The organism is Pseudomonas sp. GXM4, from assembly GCF_008923895.1.
Lineage (GTDB): Bacteria > Pseudomonadota > Gammaproteobacteria > Pseudomonadales > Pseudomonadaceae > Aquipseudomonas > Aquipseudomonas atacamensis.
Genome location: NZ_WBRZ01000076.1, coordinates 1 through 20,935 on the forward strand (window position 1 = coordinate 1; position 20,935 = coordinate 20,935).

At 58.9% G+C, this 20,935-nt stretch carries 23 protein-coding genes; 14 read left to right on the plus strand and 9 right to left on the minus strand.

Translation table 11 applies throughout. The features are described from left to right. Positions 1-110 precede the first annotated feature (110 nt). From groL to F8N49_RS12235, 4 genes are all read right to left on the minus strand, one after another. The gene (gene groL, locus F8N49_RS12220; protein WP_016773419.1) at positions 111-1,757 is read right to left on the minus strand and encodes a chaperonin GroEL; all 1,647 of its coding nucleotides are present in this window, start codon (positions 1,755-1,757) and stop codon (positions 111-113) included. Between the two features lie 50 nt (positions 1,758-1,807). Beyond that, a complete protein-coding gene (locus F8N49_RS12225) occupies positions 1,808-2,101 on the minus strand; it encodes a co-chaperone GroES (RefSeq protein WP_007916610.1) in 294 nt (97 codons plus the stop codon). A gap of 259 nt (positions 2,102-2,360) precedes the next feature. Beyond that, positions 2,361-2,837: an FxsA family protein gene (locus F8N49_RS12230; RefSeq protein WP_016773418.1), complete on the minus strand. Its 477-nt coding sequence runs from the start codon at positions 2,835-2,837 to the stop codon at positions 2,361-2,363. A 71-nt stretch (positions 2,838-2,908) separates the two neighbouring features. Further along, positions 2,909-3,634 carry a HugZ family protein gene (locus F8N49_RS12235; protein WP_151551565.1) on the minus strand — a complete coding sequence of 242 codons (726 nt, stop codon included), beginning with the start codon at positions 3,632-3,634 and terminating at the stop codon, positions 2,909-2,911. A gap of 163 nt (positions 3,635-3,797) precedes the next feature. On the opposite strand from F8N49_RS12235, the gene F8N49_RS12240 reads away from it, so the two are divergent. Next, positions 3,798-4,556, plus strand: a complete 759-nt coding sequence (locus F8N49_RS12240) for an SDR family oxidoreductase (RefSeq protein WP_016773416.1) — start codon at positions 3,798-3,800, stop codon at positions 4,554-4,556. 107 nt (positions 4,557-4,663) lie between these two features. Here the strand turns inward: F8N49_RS12240 and apbC are convergent, their stop codons facing one another. After that, positions 4,664-5,758 carry an iron-sulfur cluster carrier protein ApbC gene (gene apbC, locus F8N49_RS12245; protein WP_024014150.1) on the minus strand — a complete coding sequence of 365 codons (1,095 nt, stop codon included), beginning with the start codon at positions 5,756-5,758 and terminating at the stop codon, positions 4,664-4,666. Between the two features lie 320 nt (positions 5,759-6,078). On the opposite strand from apbC, the gene metG reads away from it, so the two are divergent. The 8 genes from metG (at position 6,079) to F8N49_RS12285 (ending at position 12,878) form a co-directional block, all read left to right on the plus strand. After that, positions 6,079-8,130 (plus strand): methionine--tRNA ligase, encoded by a 2,052-nt coding sequence (metG, locus tag F8N49_RS12250; RefSeq protein WP_122752244.1) that lies wholly within the window; start codon positions 6,079-6,081, stop codon positions 8,128-8,130. A gap of 114 nt (positions 8,131-8,244) precedes the next feature. Next, a complete protein-coding gene (locus tag F8N49_RS12255; RefSeq protein WP_071173429.1) occupies positions 8,245-8,814 on the plus strand; it encodes an Rnf-Nqr domain containing protein in 570 nt (189 codons plus the stop codon). Further along, positions 8,811-9,815, plus strand: a complete 1,005-nt coding sequence (gene rsxB, locus F8N49_RS12260) for an electron transport complex subunit RsxB (protein WP_151551567.1) — start codon at positions 8,811-8,813, stop codon at positions 9,813-9,815. Before F8N49_RS12255 ends, rsxB begins: the two co-directional genes overlap by 4 nt. Continuing rightward, on the plus strand, positions 9,802-10,785 hold the full coding sequence (locus F8N49_RS12265) for an RnfABCDGE type electron transport complex subunit D (protein ID WP_151551569.1): 984 nt from the start codon (positions 9,802-9,804) through the stop codon (positions 10,783-10,785). Before rsxB ends, F8N49_RS12265 begins: the two co-directional genes overlap by 14 nt. Then, on the plus strand, positions 10,782-11,387 hold the full coding sequence (locus tag F8N49_RS12270; RefSeq protein WP_071173432.1) for an RnfABCDGE type electron transport complex subunit G: 606 nt from the start codon (positions 10,782-10,784) through the stop codon (positions 11,385-11,387). Before F8N49_RS12265 ends, F8N49_RS12270 begins: the two co-directional genes overlap by 4 nt. Then, positions 11,384-11,956, plus strand: coding sequence for an Rnf-Nqr domain containing protein (locus F8N49_RS12275; RefSeq protein ID WP_151551571.1), 573 nt, complete (start codon positions 11,384-11,386; stop codon positions 11,954-11,956). Before F8N49_RS12270 ends, F8N49_RS12275 begins: the two co-directional genes overlap by 4 nt. Continuing rightward, entirely contained in the window at positions 11,953-12,591 is a 639-nt protein-coding gene (gene nth / locus F8N49_RS12280) for an endonuclease III (RefSeq protein WP_016773410.1), read from the plus strand. Before F8N49_RS12275 ends, nth begins: the two co-directional genes overlap by 4 nt. Before the next feature lie 107 nt (positions 12,592-12,698). Beyond that, a complete protein-coding gene (locus tag F8N49_RS12285) occupies positions 12,699-12,878 on the plus strand; it encodes a PA3496 family putative envelope integrity protein (RefSeq protein WP_016773409.1) in 180 nt (59 codons plus the stop codon). Positions 12,879-12,966: 88 nt separating this feature from the next. Here F8N49_RS12285 and F8N49_RS12290 read toward each other — a convergent pair whose 3' ends face one another. After that, complete coding sequence (locus F8N49_RS12290; RefSeq protein WP_016773408.1) at positions 12,967-13,593, minus strand: response regulator transcription factor; 627 nt, start codon at positions 13,591-13,593, stop codon at positions 12,967-12,969. Positions 13,594-14,025: 432 nt separating this feature from the next. Here F8N49_RS12290 and F8N49_RS12295 point away from each other — a divergent pair, with 432 nt between their 5' ends. Beyond that, positions 14,026-14,739 carry a hypothetical protein gene (locus F8N49_RS12295; RefSeq protein ID WP_151551573.1) on the plus strand — a complete coding sequence of 238 codons (714 nt, stop codon included), beginning with the start codon at positions 14,026-14,028 and terminating at the stop codon, positions 14,737-14,739. A gap of 124 nt (positions 14,740-14,863) precedes the next feature. Here the strand turns inward: F8N49_RS12295 and F8N49_RS12300 are convergent, their stop codons facing one another. Together F8N49_RS12300 and F8N49_RS12305 are read right to left on the minus strand one after the other, a co-directional pair. Beyond that, positions 14,864-16,081: an argininosuccinate synthase gene (locus tag F8N49_RS12300; protein WP_007953201.1), complete on the minus strand. Its 1,218-nt coding sequence runs from the start codon at positions 16,079-16,081 to the stop codon at positions 14,864-14,866. A 129-nt stretch (positions 16,082-16,210) separates the two neighbouring features. Next, positions 16,211-17,125 carry an OmpA family protein gene (locus tag F8N49_RS12305; protein WP_071173435.1) on the minus strand — a complete coding sequence of 305 codons (915 nt, stop codon included), beginning with the start codon at positions 17,123-17,125 and terminating at the stop codon, positions 16,211-16,213. Positions 17,126-17,285: 160 nt separating this feature from the next. Here F8N49_RS12305 and pyrC point away from each other — a divergent pair, with 160 nt between their 5' ends. Next, complete coding sequence (gene pyrC / locus F8N49_RS12310) at positions 17,286-18,332, plus strand: dihydroorotase (protein ID WP_016773405.1); 1,047 nt, start codon at positions 17,286-17,288, stop codon at positions 18,330-18,332. Continuing rightward, on the plus strand, positions 18,329-19,006 hold the full coding sequence (gene rnt, locus F8N49_RS12315; protein WP_016773404.1) for a ribonuclease T: 678 nt from the start codon (positions 18,329-18,331) through the stop codon (positions 19,004-19,006). Before pyrC ends, rnt begins: the two co-directional genes overlap by 4 nt. A gap of 74 nt (positions 19,007-19,080) precedes the next feature. Here rnt and F8N49_RS12320 read toward each other — a convergent pair whose 3' ends face one another. Continuing rightward, positions 19,081-19,683: a peroxiredoxin gene (locus tag F8N49_RS12320; protein ID WP_003227723.1), complete on the minus strand. Its 603-nt coding sequence runs from the start codon at positions 19,681-19,683 to the stop codon at positions 19,081-19,083. Positions 19,684-19,995: 312 nt separating this feature from the next. On the opposite strand from F8N49_RS12320, the gene F8N49_RS12325 reads away from it, so the two are divergent. Together F8N49_RS12325 and bfr are read left to right on the plus strand one after the other, a co-directional pair. Continuing rightward, positions 19,996-20,214, plus strand: coding sequence for a bacterioferritin-associated ferredoxin (locus F8N49_RS12325; protein WP_003227725.1), 219 nt, complete (start codon positions 19,996-19,998; stop codon positions 20,212-20,214). 200 nt (positions 20,215-20,414) lie between these two features. Further along, complete coding sequence (gene bfr / locus F8N49_RS12330) at positions 20,415-20,888, plus strand: bacterioferritin (protein WP_016773403.1); 474 nt, start codon at positions 20,415-20,417, stop codon at positions 20,886-20,888. Positions 20,889-20,935: the final 47 nt, after the last annotated feature.

Sequence of the window (20,935 nt, forward strand, 5' to 3'; positions counted from 1 at the left end):
TCGCGAGCAAGCTCGCTCCCACATTGGTTCGGGTGGATGCTGAACTTGGGCAATAAAAAACCCCGCTGACTTTCGCCAGCGGGGTTTTGCGTTACAGGGCCAGGGCTGGCTTACATCATGCCGCCCATGCCACCCATGCCGCCCATGTCTGGCATACCGCCGCCAGCTGCACCTTCTTTCTTCGGTGCGTCGGCAACCGCTGCTTCGGTGGTCAGGATCAGACCGCCGATGGAGGCTGCAGCTTGCAGAGCCGAACGGGTTACCTTGGTTGGGTCCAGGATACCCATTTCGATCATGTCGCCGTATTCGCCGGAAGCAGCGTTGTAACCGAAGTTACCTTTGCCGTTCTTCACTTCGTTGACGACTACGCTTGGCTCGTCACCGGAGTTGGCAGCGATCTGACGCAGCGGCGCTTCAACAGCGCGACGCAGCACAGCGATACCGACGTTCTGGTCAGCGTTGTCGCCGGTCAGCTCGGTCAGTGCTTCCAGAGCACGGATCAGTGCCACGCCACCGCCAGGTACCACGCCTTCTTCAACGGCTGCGCGAGTTGCGTGCAGGGCGTCTTCAACGCGGGCTTTCTTCTCTTTCATTTCAACTTCGGAACCAGCGCCAACCTTGATCACTGCAACGCCGCCGGACAGCTTGGCCAGACGCTCTTGCAGTTTTTCACGGTCGTAGTCCGAGGAAGTTTCGGCAACCTGGGCGCGGATCTGAGCGATACGGCCTTCGATGTCTGCCTGCACGCCAGCACCGTCAACGATGATGGTGTTTTCCTTGGAAAGAGTTACGCGCTTGGCGTTACCCAGGTGCTCCAGGGTGGTGCTTTCCAGGCTCAGACCGATCTCTTCGGAGATAACGGTACCGCCGGTCAGAACAGCGATGTCCTGCAGCATGGCCTTGCGACGGTCGCCGAAGCCCGGTGCCTTGACGGCAGCGACTTTGACGATGCCACGCATGTTGTTCACAACCAGAGTCGCCAGGGCTTCGCCTTCAACGTCTTCGGCCACGATCAGCAGCGGACGGCCGGCTTTGGCAACGGCTTCCAGCACTGGCAGCATTTCGCGGATGTTCGAGATCTTCTTGTCGACCAGCAGGATCAGCGGGCCGTCGAGCTCGGCAACCATGGTGTCCGGCTTGTTGACGAAGTATGGCGACAGGTAGCCACGGTCGAACTGCATGCCTTCTACAACCGACAGTTCGTTTTCCAGGCCCGAGCCTTCTTCAACGGTGATCACGCCTTCTTTACCGACTTTTTCCATGGCTTCGGCAATGATGTCGCCGATGGAGTTGTCGGAGTTGGCCGAGATGGTACCGACCTGAGCGATGGCTTTGAAGTCAGCGCATGGCTTGGACAGGGCTTTGAGCTCTTTGACAATGGCGATGGTCGCCTTGTCGATACCGCGTTTCAGGTCCATCGGGTTCATGCCGGCAGCGACGGCTTTCAGGCCTTCGTTGACGATCGACTGAGCCAGAACGGTAGCGGTGGTAGTACCGTCACCAGCGTCATCGTTGGCACGGGAGGCAACGTCTTTGACCAGCTGCGCGCCCATGTTTTCGAAGCGGTCATCCAGTTCGATTTCTTTGGCGACGGAAACGCCGTCCTTGGTGATGGTCGGAGCGCCGAAGCTCTTCTCGATAACCACGTTACGGCCTTTCGGGCCCAGGGTCGCTTTTACCGCGTCAGCCAGAACGTTGACGCCTTTGAGCATCTTGGTACGGGCGGCATCGCCGAACTTAACTTCTTTAGCAGCCATGATCGATATTCCTTAAATACTTTGTAGTAGCGGGAAAATGAACGGGGATATCAGCCTTCGATAACCGCGAGGATTTCGTTCTCGCTCATTACCAGCAGGTCTTCGCCATCGACTTTCACAGTGTTGCTGCCGGAGTAAGGACCGAACACAACCTTGTCGCCTTCCTTCACGGACAGTGCACGCACTTCACCGTTTTCCAGAGCTTTGCCCGGGCCTACAGCGAGAATCACACCGTGGTTGGCTTTTTCAGCAGCCGAACCTGGCAGGACGATACCGCCAGCGGTTTTCTTTTCTTCTTCGCTGCGACGGATGACGACGCGGTCATGCAGAGGACGAAGCTTCATTGTCGATCTCTCCTAATTGTGGTTTTCATCGGCCGGTGTAGTCCCGGCGGGTTTAACGAATCCGGCCTGCGCCGGTTGCGGTCCGTCGAGCGAACCGCGCAAGTCTGTCCGGTTTGAATACCGGAAACCTTTCGGTGACCGATACATAGGGGCGTACAAGCCGATTACAAGGGCTGGCGGAAAAAATTTTTCATCGCCACACAGTAAAAAAACGCCATAAACGAGCACGGCACCCGCAGGTGCCGTGTCGATGCTGATGTCACTTGTTGTCGCGGTGTTCGAACTCGCCTTCGATCACATTCGGCTCTCGACCGAGCGGTTCGCGCGGGGCCGGGCCGCCACGGGGTTGCAGGTCGTCGGCGAAGGCACGCTGGCGCATCGCCTGGTCTTCAGCACGCTGGCGCATCTTGTTCGCCAGCAGACGACGGGTGACCGGCAACAGCATCACCAGACCGACCACGTCACTGATGAAGCCGGGAATGATCAACAGGCCGCCGGCCAGTGCCAGCATCAGGCCTTCGAGCATGGTCTGCGCGGGCAATTCGCCGCGATTCAGGCTTTCCCGGGCACGCAATGCGGTGGCCAGACCGGCGACGCGCAGCACGAACACACCGAACATCGAGCCGAGAATGATCAGCAGCAGGGCCGGGAAGAACCCGATAGAGCCTGCCACTTTGACGAATACGAACAGCTCCAGCACTGGAAACAGCAGAAAGAGCAACAGAAAAGGGCGCATCAAAGTTTCCTCAACGCAAGAAATGCCTTGCAGTAAGCCTTAGATGACGTCGCCCTTGCGTGAATTCAAGCTTAACTTTGCGCTTTTTTCGGCCAGGACTGGGCGTGAGCCAGAGAAACCAAGGCCTCGCGTACTTGTGTCGGCGTATTACATGGCGCCGCGAAGGGCAACCAGTAGACGGCCTGACCGATGCGCAGGTGCATGCCTTCGCTGTCGATGCCGGCCAGTTGCGCCGGCACACTGTTCGGCAGCCCGGCCAGCTCGACGTAATGGGCGATGGCCTTGGCGTGGTCGCTGTTCATGTGCTCGACCATGCTGATCTCCGCCTTGCCGGCAAACGGGTTGGCCAAGGTCAGATCGTCGATCCAGTGGATCGCACCAAAGCCGCCGATGTAGCGATGGCGCACCGGATCGAGCACCCAGAAATCGAAATCGTGGGCTTGGTGATAATTCTGCGAGTCGGGGAAATAGCGGTAATAGCGTTCGGCGGCAGCCTCGATGGCTGCCGGTTCTGCGAGCTTCTGCGCTTCGGCCAGATAAGTCAGCCGCCCGACCGCCTGCACATCGTCGGCCTCGCGCTCGCCCACCAGCATCGAACACTTCGGATCTTTCTGCAGGTTATGCGTGTGCTGGGCGATGCGGCTGATCAGAATCAGCGGCCGGCCCTGGTCGTCCAGGCAATACGGCACAACCGAGCCAAAGGGAAAACCCGGCATCGATTTGGAGTGGGTCGACAGCACTCCACGGTATTCCTTGAGAAGCAATTCTCGGGCATTCTTCGCCACTTCAGCGCTCAATTTGTGACTCCTTAAATGGGTTCTGTCTAGAAAACGGACAGGCGCGCAGCGAAAAGTAACCGGCGCGCATCGGGTAAATGTTCGTGTGCAACCAGGCCTGACCGGTGCTGATCGAGCGTTGCCGACAACAAAAACAACTCAGACCTGCCAGCGGGACATGCGAATGCAACTCAACGACAAAGTAATCATTATCACCGGCGGTTGCCAGGGTTTGGGCCGTTCCATGGCCGAGTATTTCGCCGGCAAGGGCGCGAAACTGGCCCTGGTCGATCTGAATCAGGAAAAACTCGACGACGCCGTGGCCGCCTGTAAAGCCAAGGGTGTCGAAGCGCGCAGCTACCTGTGCAACGTCGCCAATGAAGAACAGGTCGAGCACATGGTTGCGCAAGTGGCGGAAGACTTCGGCGCCATTCACGGCCTGATCAACAACGCTGGCATTTTGCGCGATGGTCTGTTGTTGAAGGTCAAGGACGGTGAGATGACCAAGATGAGCCTGGCGCAGTGGCAGGCGGTGATCGACGTCAACCTGACCGGCGTGTTCCTCTGCACCCGTGAAGTCGCAGCGAAAATGGTCGAGCTGAAGAACAGCGGTGCGATCATCAACATTTCGTCGATCTCCCGTGCGGGCAACGTCGGCCAGACCAACTATTCCGCAGCCAAGGCCGGCGTCGCAGCGGCGACCGTGACCTGGGCGAAGGAGCTGGCGCGTTACGGCATTCGCGTCGCGGGCATCGCACCGGGCTTCATCGAAACCGAAATGACTTTGGGCATGAAGCCGGAAGCGCTGGAGAAGATGACGTCGGGGATTCCGCTCAAGCGCATGGGCAAGCCGGAAGAGATCGCCCATTCGGCGGCGTATATCTTCGAGAACGACTACTACACCGGGCGGATTCTGGAGATGGATGGCGGGTTGCGCATCTAAAACCAAATCAAAAGATCGCAGCCTCGCTTCGCTCGTCAGCGCCTACGGCAAATGTGTAGGAGCTGACGAGCGAAGCGAGGCTGCGATCTTTTTGCAGGCGACGCTGATCAATCGTCGCTGATGGTGATATTCGGCATCGCCGGCGTGGCCGCTTCCTGCAACACGATCCGCGCACCGACGTGGCGGGCCAGTTCCTGATAGACCATGGCGATCTGGCTGTCCGGCTCGGCGATTACGGTTGGCTTGCCGCCATCGGCCTGTTCGCGGATCAGCATCGACAGCGGCAGCGAAGCCAGCAACTCTACGCCGTACTGGGTGGCCAGTTTCTCGCCACCGCCTTCACCGAACAGATGCTCGGCATGCCCGCAGTTCGAGCAGATGTGCACGGCCATGTTTTCCACCACGCCCAGCACCGGAATGTTGACCTTGCGGAACATTTCCACGCCTTTGCGTGCGTCGAGCAGCGCCAGATCCTGCGGCGTAGTGACGATCACCGCACCCGCCACCGGGACTTTCTGCGCCAGGGTCAGTTGAATGTCGCCGGTGCCTGGTGGCATGTCGATGACCAGATAATCCAGATCGCCCCACGCGGTTTGCGTGACCAGTTGCAGCAGCGCCCCGGAAACCATCGGCCCGCGCCAGACCATCGGCGTGTTGTCGTCGGTCAGGAAAGCCATCGACATGACTTCCACGCCGTGGGCCTTGAGCGGCACGAACCACTTCTGATCCTTGACCTCGGGCCGGGTGCGCTCGGGGATGCCGAACATGATGCCCTGGCTCGGGCCGTAGATATCGGCGTCGAGGATGCCGACCTTGGCACCTTCGCGGGCCAGCGCCAGCGCGAGGTTGGCAGCCGTAGTGGATTTGCCCACGCCGCCCTTGCCGGAAGCGACGGCGACGACGTTCTTGACGTTGGCCAGCCCGGGAATCTGCGCCTGAGCCTTGTGCGCGGCGATCACGCTGGTGACCTCGACGCGGGCGATGACCACGCCGTCGAGGTTTTCGATGGCCAGTTGCAGCAATTGCGCCCAGCCACTCTTGAACAGACCGGCGGCGTAGCCGATTTCCAGCTGCACATTGACGCGGTCACCGATGATCTCGATGTTCTTCACGCAACCGGCGCTGACCGGGTCCTGGTTCAGGTAGGGGTCGGTGTATTGGCTGAGGACGGCTTCCACCGCTGCGCGAGTGACGGCGCTCATGGGCAACTCCGATAACAAGACTGGAAAGAATGGCGGCTATCGTACGCTGGACACCGATTTGAGGCGAACAGATTACTTGCGCTGAAAATCCACTGTGGTGAGGGGATTTATCCCCGTTGGGCTGCGCAGCCGCCCCAAAACTTCCGCCCCCGGTACGTCAGGAGCTGCGTGTGTAATGATATCCACGACTGCTGCGCAGCCGAACGGGGATAAATCCCCTCACCACAGGAGCTCTCAAAGTACCCAGTGGCGCAGGGGTGAAAAATATGCGCCGGCGCTTTATAGTGGCCGACCTCCGTTTCATCAAGTAGCGAAGCCCCATGTCCGAGCCACGCAAGATCCTCGTCACCAGCGCCCTGCCCTACGCCAACGGTTCGATCCACCTTGGCCACATGCTGGAATACATCCAGACCGATATGTGGGTGCGCTTCCAGAAGCATCGCGGCAACCAATGCATCTATGTCTGCGCCGACGACGCCCACGGTTCGGCGATCATGCTGCGCGCGGAAAAGGAAGGCATCACCCCGGAACAACTGATCGCCAACGTGCAGGCTGAACACAGCGCCGACTTTGCCGACTTCCTCGTCGATTTCGACAATTTCCACTCCACTCACGCCGAAGAAAACCGTGAGCTGTCGAGCCAGATCTACCTCAAGCTGCGTGACGCCGGGCACATCGCCCAGCGCTCGATCACCCAGTATTTCGACCCGGAAAAGAAAATGTTCCTGGCCGACCGCTTCATCAAGGGCACCTGCCCGAAATGCGGCACCGAAGACCAGTACGGCGACAACTGCGAAAAATGCGGCGCGACCTACGCACCGACCGACCTGAAGGATCCGAAGTCGGCTATCTCCGGCGCCACCCCGGTGCTCAAGGATTCCCAGCACTTCTTCTTCAAGCTGCCGGATTTCCAGCAAATGCTCCAGGCCTGGACCCGAAGCGGCACCCTGCAGGACGCCGTGGCCAACAAGATCGCCGAATGGCTGGATGCCGGCCTGCAGCAGTGGGACATTTCCCGCGATGCGCCGTACTTCGGCTTCGAGATCCCAGGCGAGCCGGGCAAGTATTTCTACGTCTGGCTGGATGCGCCGATCGGTTACATGGCCAGCTTCAAGAACCTCTGCAACCGTACGCCGGAGCTGGACTTCGACGCGTTCTGGGGCAAGGACTCGACAGCCGAGCTGTATCACTTCATCGGCAAGGACATCGTCAATTTCCACGCGCTGTTCTGGCCAGCCATGCTCGAAGGCGCCGGCTACCGCAAGCCGACCGGCATCAACGTGCACGGCTACCTGACCGTCAACGGCCAGAAAATGTCCAAGTCGCGCGGCACCTTCATCAAGGCCCGCACTTATCTCGATCATCTGTCGCCGGAATACCTGCGCTATTACTACGCAGCCAAGCTGGGCCGTGGCGTCGATGACCTCGATCTGAACCTCGAAGACTTCGTGCAGAAGGTCAACTCCGACCTGGTCGGCAAAGTGGTCAACATCGCCAGCCGTTGCGCCGGATTTATCCACAAAGGTAACGGCGGTCTGCTGGTCGACAACAATGCCGCGCCGGAGCTGACCGAGGCCTTCCTCGCCGCCGCGCCGAGCATTGCCGACGCCTACGAGGCCCGCGACTTCGCCCGCGCCATGCGTGAAACCATGGCCCTGGCTGACCGCGCCAACGCGTGGATCGCCGACAAGGCGCCGTGGTCGTTGAACAAGCAGGAAGGCAAGCAGGATGAAGTCCAGGCGATCTGCGCCACCGGCATCAACCTGTTCCGCCAGTTGGTGATCTTCCTCAAACCGGTACTGCCGCTGCTGGCCGCTGATGCCGAGGCGTTCCTCAACGTCGCGCCGCTGACCTGGAATGACCACACCACCCTGCTGGCCAACCACCAGCTCAACGAATTCAAACCGTTGATGACCCGCATCGACCCGGTAAAAGTGCAAGCCATGACCGACGCCTCCAAGGAAGACCTGACCGCCAGCCAGACCGACACTGGCGCAGCCGCCCCTGCGGGCAACGGCGAACTGGCCAAGGATCCGCTGTCGCCGGAAATCGATTTCGACGCCTTTGCCGCCATCGATTTGCGCGTCGCATTGATCGTCAAGGCCGAACACGTCGAAGGCGCGGACAAGCTGCTGCGCCTGACCCTCGACATCGGTGACGAGCAACGCAACGTGTTCTCCGGGATCAAGAGCGCGTATCCGGATCCGTCCAAGCTCGACGGTCGCCTGACCATGATGATCGCCAACCTCAAGCCACGGAAAATGAAGTTCGGTATTTCCGAAGGCATGGTGATGGCGGCGGGCCCTGGTGGTGAAGAGATCTACCTGCTGAGCCCTGACAGCGGCGCCAAGCCGGGTCAGCGCATCAAGTAAGACGTTGCTGTAAAACGATCCCACCGACGTGCTCTGCATGCCGGTGGGATTTTTCATATCTGGCCCGATAGTGCCTACCCTTAAGAGACACCCGCCCGTTTCGCTGGCAGAACCATGACCGAACTCGTGTTAACGCTGATCAGTGCTGCGCTGCTCAACAACTTCGTGTTGCACTGGCCGCTGGGCGTCGCTCCGCTGCTGGCGGGCAGCCGTCGCCAGGTGCATGCGCTGGGATTGGCGACGTTGTGCCTGATGGTGGTGGTCGGCGTTATCGGACAGGCGATCTGGCAGTGGATACTGCTGCCGTTGCAGCTTGAAGCGCTGCGCCTGTTCGTGTTTCTGCCGTCGAGTGTGTTGTTGATCGCGCCGCTGCTGAAACTGCTGGCGCGCGGGCTGCCGGATTGGCCGTTCGACGGATTGTGGCCGCTGCTGCTCGGCAATGCCGGCGTACTCGGGCTGGCGTTGATCAATGCGCAAAATGATCAAGGCCTGCTGCACGCGACAGCATTGAGTCTCGGCGCCGGGCTGGGTTTCTGGCTGGTGTTGAGTGTGTTCTGCGACCTGCGCGAGCGCACGGCCGACAACGATATTCCCCTGCCCTTTCGCGGCCTGCCGATCGATCTGATCAGCGCCGGACTGATCGCAGTGATTTTTCTCGGATTCAGTGGATTGATCAAAACATGAGTCTGCTTCAACGCATCGATGCCCTGCTGCCGCAGACCCAATGCGGCAAGTGCGGACATCCCGGATGCAAACCCTATGCGCAAGGCATTGTTGACGGCGAGCCGATCAACAAGTGCCCGCCGGGCGGCGAAGAAACCATCGCTGCGCTGGCCGAGCTGTTGAAAATACCGGTTCTGGAACTGGACATCAGCCGTGGCCCGGCACCGCCGCAAGTCGCCTTCATCCGCGAAGCCGAATGCATCGGCTGCACCAAGTGCATTCAGGCCTGCCCGGTCGACGCCATCGTCGGCGCGGCAAAACTCATGCACACGGTGCTGATCGACGAATGCACCGGTTGTGATCTGTGCGTTGCGCCGTGCCCGGTCGACTGCATCGAAATGCATCCTTTGCCTGCGAACACGATCCCAGTGGTTGGCGGTCTCGCATTCGATCTTGAAGAACAGCGCGCCCGCGCGATCAAACGTGACCACGCGCGCCAGCGTTTCGAGCGCCGCAACCAGCGCCTGCTGCGTGAAGAACAGCAAAAGCAGGCCGAACGTGAAGCGCGAGCCGCGCGTGCGGCACAACCGCAAGTCTCGACCGCCGATCCGGTGCAGGCTGCGCTGGAGCGGGTGCGTGCGCAAAAAGCCGCGAACGCCGATGCGGCGCTGAAGAAGGCCAAGGTCGATGTGGCGATGAGTCGGGCTCAGTTGCATAAATCGCTGAAAGCCTTCGGTCATCCGCCGACATTCGAGCAGCAGTCGCAATTGATCGTCCTGCAGCAACAATTCGAAGCTGCCGAGCAAGCACTGGCGAAGCTGGAAAGCAGCCAACCGGTGATTCCCGCCGTCCCTGCTCCGAGCAACGACGCGGAGTTGAAACGGGCGAAGATTCAACTGGCCATGCGCCGCGCCGAGTTGAAAAAGGCTCAGGCAGCGGAAGCTGCGCCGGAGCAGATCGCAGCACTGGAGCAAGCCGTGACTGACGCCGAGCGCCAGGTGCAAGACCATGCCGCCCCTTGAGGCAGCGGGCGATCGCCTGCAACAGGCGATGAATACCGTGCTGCTCGCAGCGCTACCGGGGCTGCTCGCTTTGTTCTGGCTGTATGGCTGGGGCGTGTTGATCAATCTGCTGTTGGCGGTTGCCAGTGCTTTGCTCGTCGAAGCCGGGGTCGCCCATCTGCGTCGGCAAGCGGTGCAAGCGGCACTGCGTGATGGCAGCGCGCTGGTCAGTGCAATGTTGCTGGCCGTCGCGCTGCCGGCTTATTGCCCTTGGTGGCTGACGGTCACCGCGACCGCTTCAGGCTTGTTGTTCGGCAAGCACCTGTATGGCGGCGTCGGCAGAAATCCGTTCAACCCGGCGATGCTTGGTTTTGCCCTGAGCATGGTGCTGTTTCCGCAGGCGATGACGCATTGGCCCGGTCATGGCCTCGATTTCCTCTCGGCGTTGCAACAGGTTTTCAACCCGGCTCCAGCACCTGACGCCTGGGCGCAGGCCACGGCACTGGACAGTCTGCGCATCAATAAAAGCCTGACCATCGATGAGCTGTTCGCCAGCAACCCGGCCTTCGGCCGCTTCGGCGGGCGCGGTGTGGAATGGGTAAATCTGGCGTTTCTGCTCGGCGGCCTGTGGCTGTTGCAGCGGCGGATCTTTTCCTGGCACGCACCGGTGGGGATGCTCGCCAGCCTGTTCGTCATCAGCCTGTTGTGCTGGAACGGCTCGGGGTCGGATTCCCATGGTTCGCCGCTGTTTCATCTGCTCAGCGGCGCGACCATGCTCGGTGCATTTTTTATCGTGACCGAACCTGTGTCCGGCGCGAAAAACGCCCTCGCCCGCCTGCTGTTCGGCATTGGCGTCGGCTTGCTCACCTATCTGATTCGCACTTGGGGTGGTTACCCGGACGGCGTCGCGTTTGCGGTGTTGCTGATGAATCTGCTGGTGCCGACGCTGGAGCGCTTCGCCGCCAGCCGCCATCTGCCGGTGAGCACATGAACCGCTCGGCGAGTGTCGTGACGGTTGTACTGCTGGCTCTCGTTGGCGTGAGCGCGACATACGTGCTGCAGCGCAGCAGTGCACCGCAAATTGCCAGCGAGCAGCGCTTGCTCGACAGCCGCCAATTGCTCGATGTCATGCCTGCCGCGCTCTACGACAATCAGCCGCTGGAGCAACCGCTGACGCTCGCCGAGCCTGTTTTGCGCCATAGCACGCTGTCAGGCGGCTATCGAGCGACCCGCTCCGGACAGACAGTTGCGGTGCTGTTGCGCAGTCGCAGCGAAGGTTACGCAGGCACTCTGGAACTGCTGATAGCCATCGATGCAAACGGCAGAGTTCTAGGCGTGAAAACCCTTGAGCAGCGCGAAACGCCGGGATTGGGTGGTCACATCGGTGAATGGCCGAATGCCTGGCTTCAGACCTTTCTCGGCAAATCCCGCACTGAGCCGACGGACGCCGGTTGGGCGCTGAAAAAGGATCAGGGGCAGTTCGATCAAATCGCTGGCGCGACCATTACCTCCCGTGCCGCCATCAACGCGATTCATGACGCACTGCGTTATTTCGATGAGCATCAGGCGCTGCTGTTAGGGGCTGGCTCATGAAACGCACGGCGAGTTTATTGATGCTGGTGCCGCTATTGGGCGCCACACAAACACTCAGCGCTGCACTGGGGATAACCTTGATGCTCGGCGCGGTGCTCGGCGTTTTTGCCGTTTGCATGTCGCCGCTGCGCGAGCGCCCCACGGGCACACGTGCGTTGCTCGCCAGCCTGATACTTGCCGCGACGTTGACCAGTTGCGCGGATATTGTGGCGCAACGCTGGTTTTTGCCATGGCAGCAAACATCTGGGCTCTATATAGGGCTGATAGCCTTGCACTGCGTCGTGCTTGAATACCACGGTGCCTTCCGCGAGCCCGTCGCTGTCAGCTTCAAACGCTGCGCCTTGTTCGGCGCGCTCATGCTGGTGGTCGGCGGGCTGCGCGAGATCATCGGTTATGGCAGCCTTGGCCGAGGTCTTTCGGAGCATTGGCAAGGTCTGGTTTTGTTCCCCGATGGGCTGCATCTGTTTACACTGGTCCCCGGCGCTTTCGTTTTACTGGGCCTGCTTCTCGCCGTACGTCAGGCGTGGACACGCCGCATCTCTGTCATCAAGGAAACGCATCGCCCATGAATGCTGCAAAACGTCTTGAGATATTTCGCCGACTGCACGAAGACAATCCCGAGCCGAAAACCGAACTGGCCTACTCTTCGCCGTTCGAGCTGCTGATTGCGGTGATTCTTTCGGCGCAGTCCACCGATGTCGGCGTCAACAAGGCGACGGCCAAACTCTTTCCCGTCGCCAATACACCCGCTGCTATTCATGCACTGGGTGTCGAGGGGCTGTCCGAGTACATCAAGACCATCGGCCTGTACAACAGCAAAGCGAAGAACGTCATCGAAACCTGCCGTTTGCTGGTTGAGCGCCATGGCGGTGAAGTCCCGCAAACCCGGGAAGAACTGGAAGCCCTGCCGGGCGTCGGGCGCAAGACCGCCAACGTGGTGCTCAACACCGCTTTCCGTCAATTGACCATGGCGGTCGACACGCACATTTTCCGCGTCAGCAATCGCACCGGCATCGCGCCGGGGAAAAATGTGGTGGAAGTTGAAATGAAGCTGATGAAGTTTGTACCGAAAGAATTCCTGCTCGACTCCCATCACTGGCTGATTTTGCATGGCCGCTATGTTTGCCTGGCGCGTAAACCGCGCTGTGGCAGCTGCCGCATCGAAGATTTGTGCGAATACAAACATAAAACTTCTGACGATTGAGCCGTCATCGGTTTTTCGTATCCATCGATTGAAAAAATCTTTTTTACCCGCCGCAGTAATGTCGATATAAGGAGCGCCAAAGGCAGTCTTAGCCGGGAGTTGACTTCATGAGTACCGACAAAGAGCAACTGGATGTAGAAGAAGATTTTATTGCCGTCGAGGCCGATGAGGTCGAACCGGTGGTAGAGGTGGCGAAGACCAACCTCAGCAAGCGTCGCACAATCGACAACCTGCTTGAGGAGCGCCGACTGCAAAGGCAATTGGCCGATTACGATTTTGATCTGTGATACCTGAAGGCCTCCCGAAGCGGAGGCTTTTCATTTTCTGCGACAACCGAGCTTGATCGGCCCATGACGGTCTCAGCTGTCGAATCGTTCAAACCAGGCCGTTGCGCTGCGCCAACTCGATCAGATCAACCAGAGACCGCGCATTGAGTTTCAGCAACAGGCGAGTCTTGTAAGTGCTAACAGTCTTGTTGCTCAAAAACATGCCGTCTGCGATTTCCTTGTTGGTCTTGCCGCGCGCCAATTGCTGCAACACCATCATTTCCCGCCCGGACAGACGATCAACCATGTCCGCCTCACTCGCATTGCCCAGACTTGTACGCACGGTGTGCAGGGCCTGATTGGGGAAATAGCTGTAGCCGGACAGAACTGCCTTGATCGCACTCAGCAGTTCGGTCAGATCCTGCTGCTTGCACACATAACCCGCTGCACCCGATTGCATGCAACGCATTGAAAAATGTCCGGGAGCCTGGGAAGTCAGCACCAGCACTTTCACCGGCATGGCGGTGGAAGTCAGGCGAGCAATAACTTCCAGCCCGTCGAGTTTGGGTATTCCAATATCCAGAATGACAAGATCCGGTATTTGTTCACGAGCAATTTGTAGTGCATCAACGCCATTATCCGTTTCTGCAATGACTTCGTAGCCATGCCGTTCCATCAGCATACGTACCGCAAGTCGAATGACGGGGTGGTCATCCACGATCAGCACTTTATTCATGGGCAAGTCCAGTTTTCGCTGTTCGAATTTTTAGAAGACGCACGATATCCCAGTCACTTGCTTCAAGGGACGGCAACTTTTACACGCATTTGCATCGAGAGACATTCCCTACAGGCATTGAGGATAATTCCCACAAATAGGTCCCGTCGCATCCATCGCAACTGCTTCCCGTCCTTCAAGACCGCAGCGAATTTCCGTTTACTGCGCGCACGTCCTACGCAGCTCCGAATTCCAATCGAGCCATTTGAAATTTCCTGGACCACTTTTGCCGGCTGCCGATTCGACATATGACGTAACGAACCGCCGCTACTGCACATTCGACGCACCGGCAGCACTTCTATAAAACTTGAAACAACAGCCTGAAACTTCAACGAAGGCTTTTGCTATATATAGAAACATTCAACCTCAAACAAACAGCATAGAACTTGAATCATGCTCAAGATAACGAACAAGATCACTAACCCAATGACAGTCATCGCGATATTCGCCATTATTTCGGAAACTTCAGCGGCGGTATCGCTGCCGTTTCTCGACAACAAGGACCGGGAGATTTATGTCTGGTTTCTGATCAGCTTTCCGTTTTACTTGTTATTTCTTTTTTTTATCACGCTCAACTTCAACCACCGCTCGCTCTACTCGCCCTCGGATTTCGGCAAGGACAAAAATTTCCTGAAGGCGGCTGAACATTCGGAACGCGACAACGAACGAAAAGTACCGTTGCGAAAAACCGATGGATCGTGCGCTTTCGAGATAACCAGCTGCGTGGTGTCCAGCAACACTGGGAGCGGCGGATTCCAGCGTCCATGCAGGATTCACAACGCGCCTGACCCACCAACCGATATCGATGGCCAAGCGACCCCCGTGGTGCAGACGATCAAACTGTCACCGCAGATAAGCGAACTGAACATCATCGACGCCCGGGACGTTGACGCGTCCAGGGAATTCGATGCGATTCTCGACACTCTTCGGAACGCCGGTAAAAAAAATCCGCGAGTGCTGGTTTTTCTGTCGAATCATGTTTCGGACTCTCTGGCGCATACTTCGCTGCAACAGATCAAACAGGCGAAGAAAAGCTCAGGTGCAACACTGTGTGTCGTTTACAACCTGTGTACACAGACAGTTACCCTGCTGGGGCGAACCAGCTGACAGGCGTGGCACATCCCGCAAGCGGGCAGACAAGAGAAACGGCTTGATGAACCCGATGAAAATTCCGAAAAAAAAGGCGGCCCTGAACTGGCCGCCTTTTTTATTGCGCGTGGGTCTGAGCCACTTAGAACAACTTGCGGCCCTTGTTGGCAGCAATGCGCATGCGCAGCGCGTTGAGCTTGATGAAGCCCGCCGCATCGGCCTGGTTGTAAGCGCCGCCATCTTCTTCGAAGGTGGCGATGTTGGCGTCGAACAGCGAATCGTCGGACTTGCGACCGGTGACGATGACGTTGCCCTTGTACAGCTTCAGGCGCACTACGCCGTTCACGTTGACCTGCGAAGCGTCGATCATCTGTTGCAGCATCAGACGCTCAGGGCTCCACCAGTAACCGGTGTAGATCAGGCTGGCGTACTTGGGCATCAGCTCGTCTTTGAGGTGAGCGACTTCGCGGTCCAGAGTGATCGATTCGATGGCGCGGTGAGCGCGCAGCATGATGGTGCCGCCCGGGGTTTCGTAGCAGCCACGGGACTTCATGCCGACATAACGGTTTTCGACGATGTCGAGACGACCGATGCCGTGCTCGCCGCCGATCTTGTTCAGCGTCGCCAGTACGGTGGCCGGGGTCATTTCGACGCCGTCCAGCGCGACGATGTCGCCGTTGCGGTAGGTCAGTTCCAGGTACTGAGGGGTGTCGGGAGCCTTCTCCGGGGAGACGGTCCAGCGCCACATGTCTTCTTCGTGCTCGGTCCAGGTGTCTTCCAGCACGCCGCCTTCATAAGAGATGTGCAGCAGGTTGGCGTCCATCGAGTACGGAGATTTTTTCTTGCCGTGGCGTTCGATCGGGATCGCGTGCTTCTCGGCGTAGTCCATCAGCTTCTCGCGGGACAGCAGGTCCCACTCGCGCCAAGGGGCGATGACTTTCACGCCTGGCTTGAGCGCGTAGGCGCCCAGTTCGAAGCGCACCTGGTCGTTGCCCTTACCGGTGGCGCCGTGGGAAATGGCGTCGGCGCCGGTTTCGTTGGCGATTTCGATCAGGCGCTTGGCGATCAGCGGACGGGCGATGGAAGTACCCAGCAGGTACTCGCCTTCGTAAACGGTGTTGGCACGGAACATCGGGAACACGAAATCACGCACGAACTCTTCGCGCAGATCGTCGATGTAGATTTCTTTGACGCCCATGGCCTGAGCCTTGGCGCGGGCCGGCTCGACCTCTTCGCCTTGACCGAGATCAGCGGTGAAGGTCACCACTTCACAGTTATAAGTATCCTGCAGCCACTTGAGGATCACCGAAGTGTCCAGGCCGCCGGAATACGCCAGAACGACCTTGTTTACGTCCGCCATGCCATCACTCCACGGGGTTCTACGGAAAGCCGGGGAGTCTACCGCTCAAACGCGATAATTTACAGAGGCGCGACAGCTTAAGACGACAAAGCGACAGAATCTGTCGAGAGCGCGACGATGACCGGCGGGTCAGGAAGTCGCTGCGGCCGTGGCCGGCGTACTCGCTTGCGGCGCCGGAGTCGGGGCGGTAGTCGGAGCGACGCGCGACAATTTCACGTTTACCCGACGGTTCTTCGCACGATTGGCTTTGCTGGTGTTCGGCACGATCGGATACTGCTCGCCGTGGAAACGCACGGTGATCTGCGATTCCTGAATGCCGTTGGCCTTGAAGAAATCCACCACCGCCAGCGCGCGGCGGCGCGACAATTCGCGGTTGGTCAGGCGATTGCCGCTGTTGTCGGAATGGCCGTCAAGGTCAATGTGGTTCACCGTCGGGTCGGCCTTCATGTATTCGAGCATCACTCGCAGCTTGGCCTTGGCAGCCGGGTCCAGCTCAACGCCTTCGCCGGGGAAGCCGATCTGCGACTGCTTGATCTGGTCGAAATTCTGCGGCAGCAATTTCGCCACGCAGCCTTGATAGTCGTTGAACGCCTTGCTGAATTTCACCGGCAACAAACGCACTTCGGAGACGCGGCCATCGCCAGACGCACGGCGTACCACCGGGCTGCGACCGTCCAGCAGACCGCTGATCAATCCCCCGGCCTGAGATTGCGAGCTGTTGAACAACACATTGCCGCTGCCCAGACGCACAGAGCCCAGATTGATGTCGCCACGCCCTGGCTGCCATGGTGCAGCGGCAGCGAGCAAAGTCGCCGAACCGCCGCCGAGCATGGCGTTGTAGGCGTTCAGGCGAAAGATCGCCTGCTCACCGGCCTTGCGCACGAACTCGCCCGAGCCGAAATCGGTGATCGGCTGGGTCAGGCGGCATTCGAACTGGTCGCCGGCGACCGTCCACTCAATGTTCTCCAGACGGGTCTGGTAAGTCAGCGCCATCGCGGGAAGGCTGGCAAACACACTGAGCAGGGCTAAATAACGCTGGCGCACGGGAGGCTCCATTGGCTTGTGAAACACAAACACCGATTCACACAATGTTTACGGCATACCTCCGGGATATCGGACGCTTGCGGCAAAACTTGATAGCGGGTGCCTGCAAGAGTCTTTTCCGGTAGCATTCGCCTCAGTTTGACCCGCCTGGAATCCCCTCATGTCCGACCGCCTGACCCTGCTGCGTCCCGACGACTGGCACATTCATCTTCGCGATGGTGCCGTGTTGACCAATACCGTTGCCGATGTGGCCCGCACCTTCGGGCGCGCGATCATCATGCCGAACCTGGTACCGCCGGTGCGCAACGCCGCTGAAGCCGACGGCTATCGTCAGCGCATTCTCGCTGCCCGCCCGGCCGGCAGTCAGTTCGAGCCGTTGATGGTGCTGTACCTCACCGACCGCACCCAACCGGAAGAAATTCGTCAGGCCAAGGCCAGCGGTTTCGTCTACGCCGCCAAGCTGTACCCGGCCGGCGCGACCACCAACTCCGATTCCGGCGTGACCAGCATCGACAAGATCTTCCCGGCGCTGGAAGCCATGGCCGAAGTCGGCATGCCGCTGTTGATCCACGGTGAAGTCACCCGTGGCGACGTCGATGTATTCGACCGCGAAAAGATTTTCATCGACGAGCACATGCGCCGCGTGGTCGAGCGTTTCCCGACACTGAAAGTGGTGTTCGAACACATCACCACTGGCGACGCCGTGCAGTTCGTCAACGAGGCTTCGGCCAACGTCGGCGCGACCATCACCGCGCATCACCTGCTGTACAACCGCAACCACATGCTGGTCGGTGGGATTCGGCCGCACTTCTACTGCCTGCCGATCCTCAAGCGCAACACCCATCAGGAAGCCTTGCTCGACGCCGCCACCAGTGGCAGCGCCAAGTTCTTCCTCGGCACCGACTCGGCGCCCCACGCCCAGCACGCCAAGGAGGCCGCCTGCGGTTGCGCCGGTTGCTATACCGCTTACGCCGCCATCGAGATGTATGCCGAAGCGTTCGAACAGCGTAACGCGCTGGACAAGCTCGAAGCCTTCGCCAGCCTCAACGGCCCGCGTTTCTACGGCCTGCCGGCAAACACCGATCGCATCACCCTGGTCCGTGAAGAATGGACCGCCCCGACCAGCCTGCCATTTGGCGAGCTGACCGTTATCCCGCTGCGCGCCGGTGAAAAACTGCGCTGGCGCCTGCTGGAGGAACACGCGTGAGTGAAGACAATTTCGACGATGAGCTGGACGGTCAAGGTGGCGGCGGCGGTTCCCGTCACCCGATGGCAGCACGTTTTCGCGGCTACCTGCCGGTTGTCGTCGACGTAGAAACCGGTGGCTTCAACGCAGCCACCGACGCCCTGCTGGAGATTGCCGCGACCACCATCGCCATGGATGAAAAGGGTTTCGTGTACCCGGATCACACCTACTTCTTCCGCGTCGAGCCATTCGAAGGTGCGAACGTTGAAGCGGCAGCGCTGGAGTTCACCGGGATCAAGCTCGATCATCCGCTGCGCATGGCCGTCAGCGAAGAAACCGCGCTGACCGACATCTTCCGTGGCATCCGCAAGGCGCTCAAAGCCAACGGCTGCAAGCGGGCAATTCTGGTCGGACACAACAGCAGTTTCGACCTGGGCTTCCTCAACGCCGCAGTTGCGCGTCTGGACATGAAGCGCAACCCGTTCCACCCGTTCTCCAGTTTCGACACCGCGACCCTGGCGGGTCTGGCGTATGGTCAGACCGTGCTGGCGAAAGCCTGTCAGGCCGCCGGCATCGATTTCGACGGGCGTGAAGCGCACTCGGCGCGTTACGACACCGAAAAGACCGCTGAGCTGTTCTGCGGCATCGTCAATCGCTGGAAGCAGATGGGCGGCTGGGAAGACTTCGACGACTGATCCTCGACGAACAAATCCCGCGCATAAAAAAACCGGCCACGTGGGCCGGTTTTTTTGTACCTCGACGTTGCGCCTTACAGGGCCGCAGCGTTCTCGGTCAGGTAAGCCGCAACGCCTTCCGGCGAAGCGTTCATGCCTTTGTCGCCTTTCTTCCAGTTGGCCGGGCAGACTTCGCCGTGCTCTTCGTGGAATTGCAGCGCGTCGACCAGACGGATCAGCTCTTCCATGTTACGGCCCAGCGGCAGGTCGTTGATGATCTGCGAGCGAACCACGCCTTTGTCGTCGATCAGGAACGCGCCACGGAAAGCCACGCCGCCTTCGGATTCAACGTCGTATGCCTTGGCGATGTCGTGCTTCATGTCGGCAGCCATGGTGTATTTCACCTGGCCGATGCCGCCGTTGTTCACTGGAGTGTTGCGCCAGGCGTTGTGGGTGAAGTGCGAGTCGATCGACACAGCGATCACTTCAACGTTGCGCGCCTTGAAGTCAGCCATGCGGTTGTCCAGAGCGATCAGCTCGGACGGGCAGACGAAGGTGAAGTCCAGCGGGTAGAAGAACACCAGGCCGTATTTGCCTTTGATGGCCGAGGACAGGGTGAAGCTGTCAACGATCTCGCCATTGCCGAGTACGGCCGGGACGGTGAAGTCTGGGGCTTGTTTGCCTACGAGTACGCTCATTGATATCTCCTGGTGTAGAAACTTGAAGTTCAGGGTCCGGGCCAGCCTGTCACCCTCAGGCGACAGCCCTGTGACACGAACCCTCTTCGCAAGGGACGACCATCATACACTGCGTGTTTGGCCTGTCCGTAACGGATTTTCCCTGTTCGGTTATCCACTGCGTATTCATGGGGTCAGACGCGCATTTGGAAAATACCGTTCGTCAGTCGATGAGAAATTGGCTGCGAAGCGTTCCGAAAGCACTTTGACAATCATTCTCGTTAACATTAAGATCCATCGCAATTGAGTCACAACCAGCGACGGTTCTTACTTATGTATGTTTGCCTCTGCACTGGCGTCACCGACGGACAGATCCGCGAAGCGATCTATGAAGGTTGCTGCAGCTACAAAGAAGTTCGCCAGGCCACCGGCGTCGCCAGCCAGTGTGGCAAATGCGCCTGCCTTGCCAAGGAAGTGGTGCGCGAAACCCTGACCAAGCTGCAAACCGCCCAGGCCGCGATCCCTTACCCGGTAGAATTTACTGCTGCGTAAATGCCCCATTTCAAAGAACCGGACTAGATGTCCGGTTTTTTTATGCCTGAAAATCAATTGCTTAGCGTCCAGACGCGGAACACAAACATTCTTATTCCGATTAATTTTCATTTATTATTCAATAACTTAGGTTTGACACTTATAACTGCCAAGCTCAAACTCCGCCTTATATACGGTTAATACAGGGCAGGACTCCGATCATGAAAGGCGACATTACAGTCATCCAGCATCTCAACAAGATCCTCGCCAATGAGCTGGTCGCGATCAATCAGTACTTCCTGCATGCGCGCATGTATGAAGATTGGGGTCTGAACAAGCTCGGCAAGCACGAATATCACGAATCCATCGACGAGATGAAACACGCGGACAAGCTGATCAAGCGCATCCTGTTCCTTGAAGGCCTGCCGAACGTTCAAGACCTGGGCAAGCTGCACATCGGCGAGCACACCCGCGAGATGCTCGAATGCGACCTGCGCATCGAAAAGACCGGCCACGCCGATCTGAAAGCCGCCATCGCCCATTGCGAAACCGTTGGCGACTTCGGCAGCCGTGAACTGCTCGAAGACATTCTCGAGTCGGAAGAAGAACACATCGACTGGCTGGAAACCCAGCTCGGCCTGATCGACAAGATCGGCCTGGAAAACTATCTGCAGTCGCAGATGGGCGAAGAGTAGGAGCTGTCGAGTGAAACGAGGCTGCGATCTTTATCGATTTCAGCCTT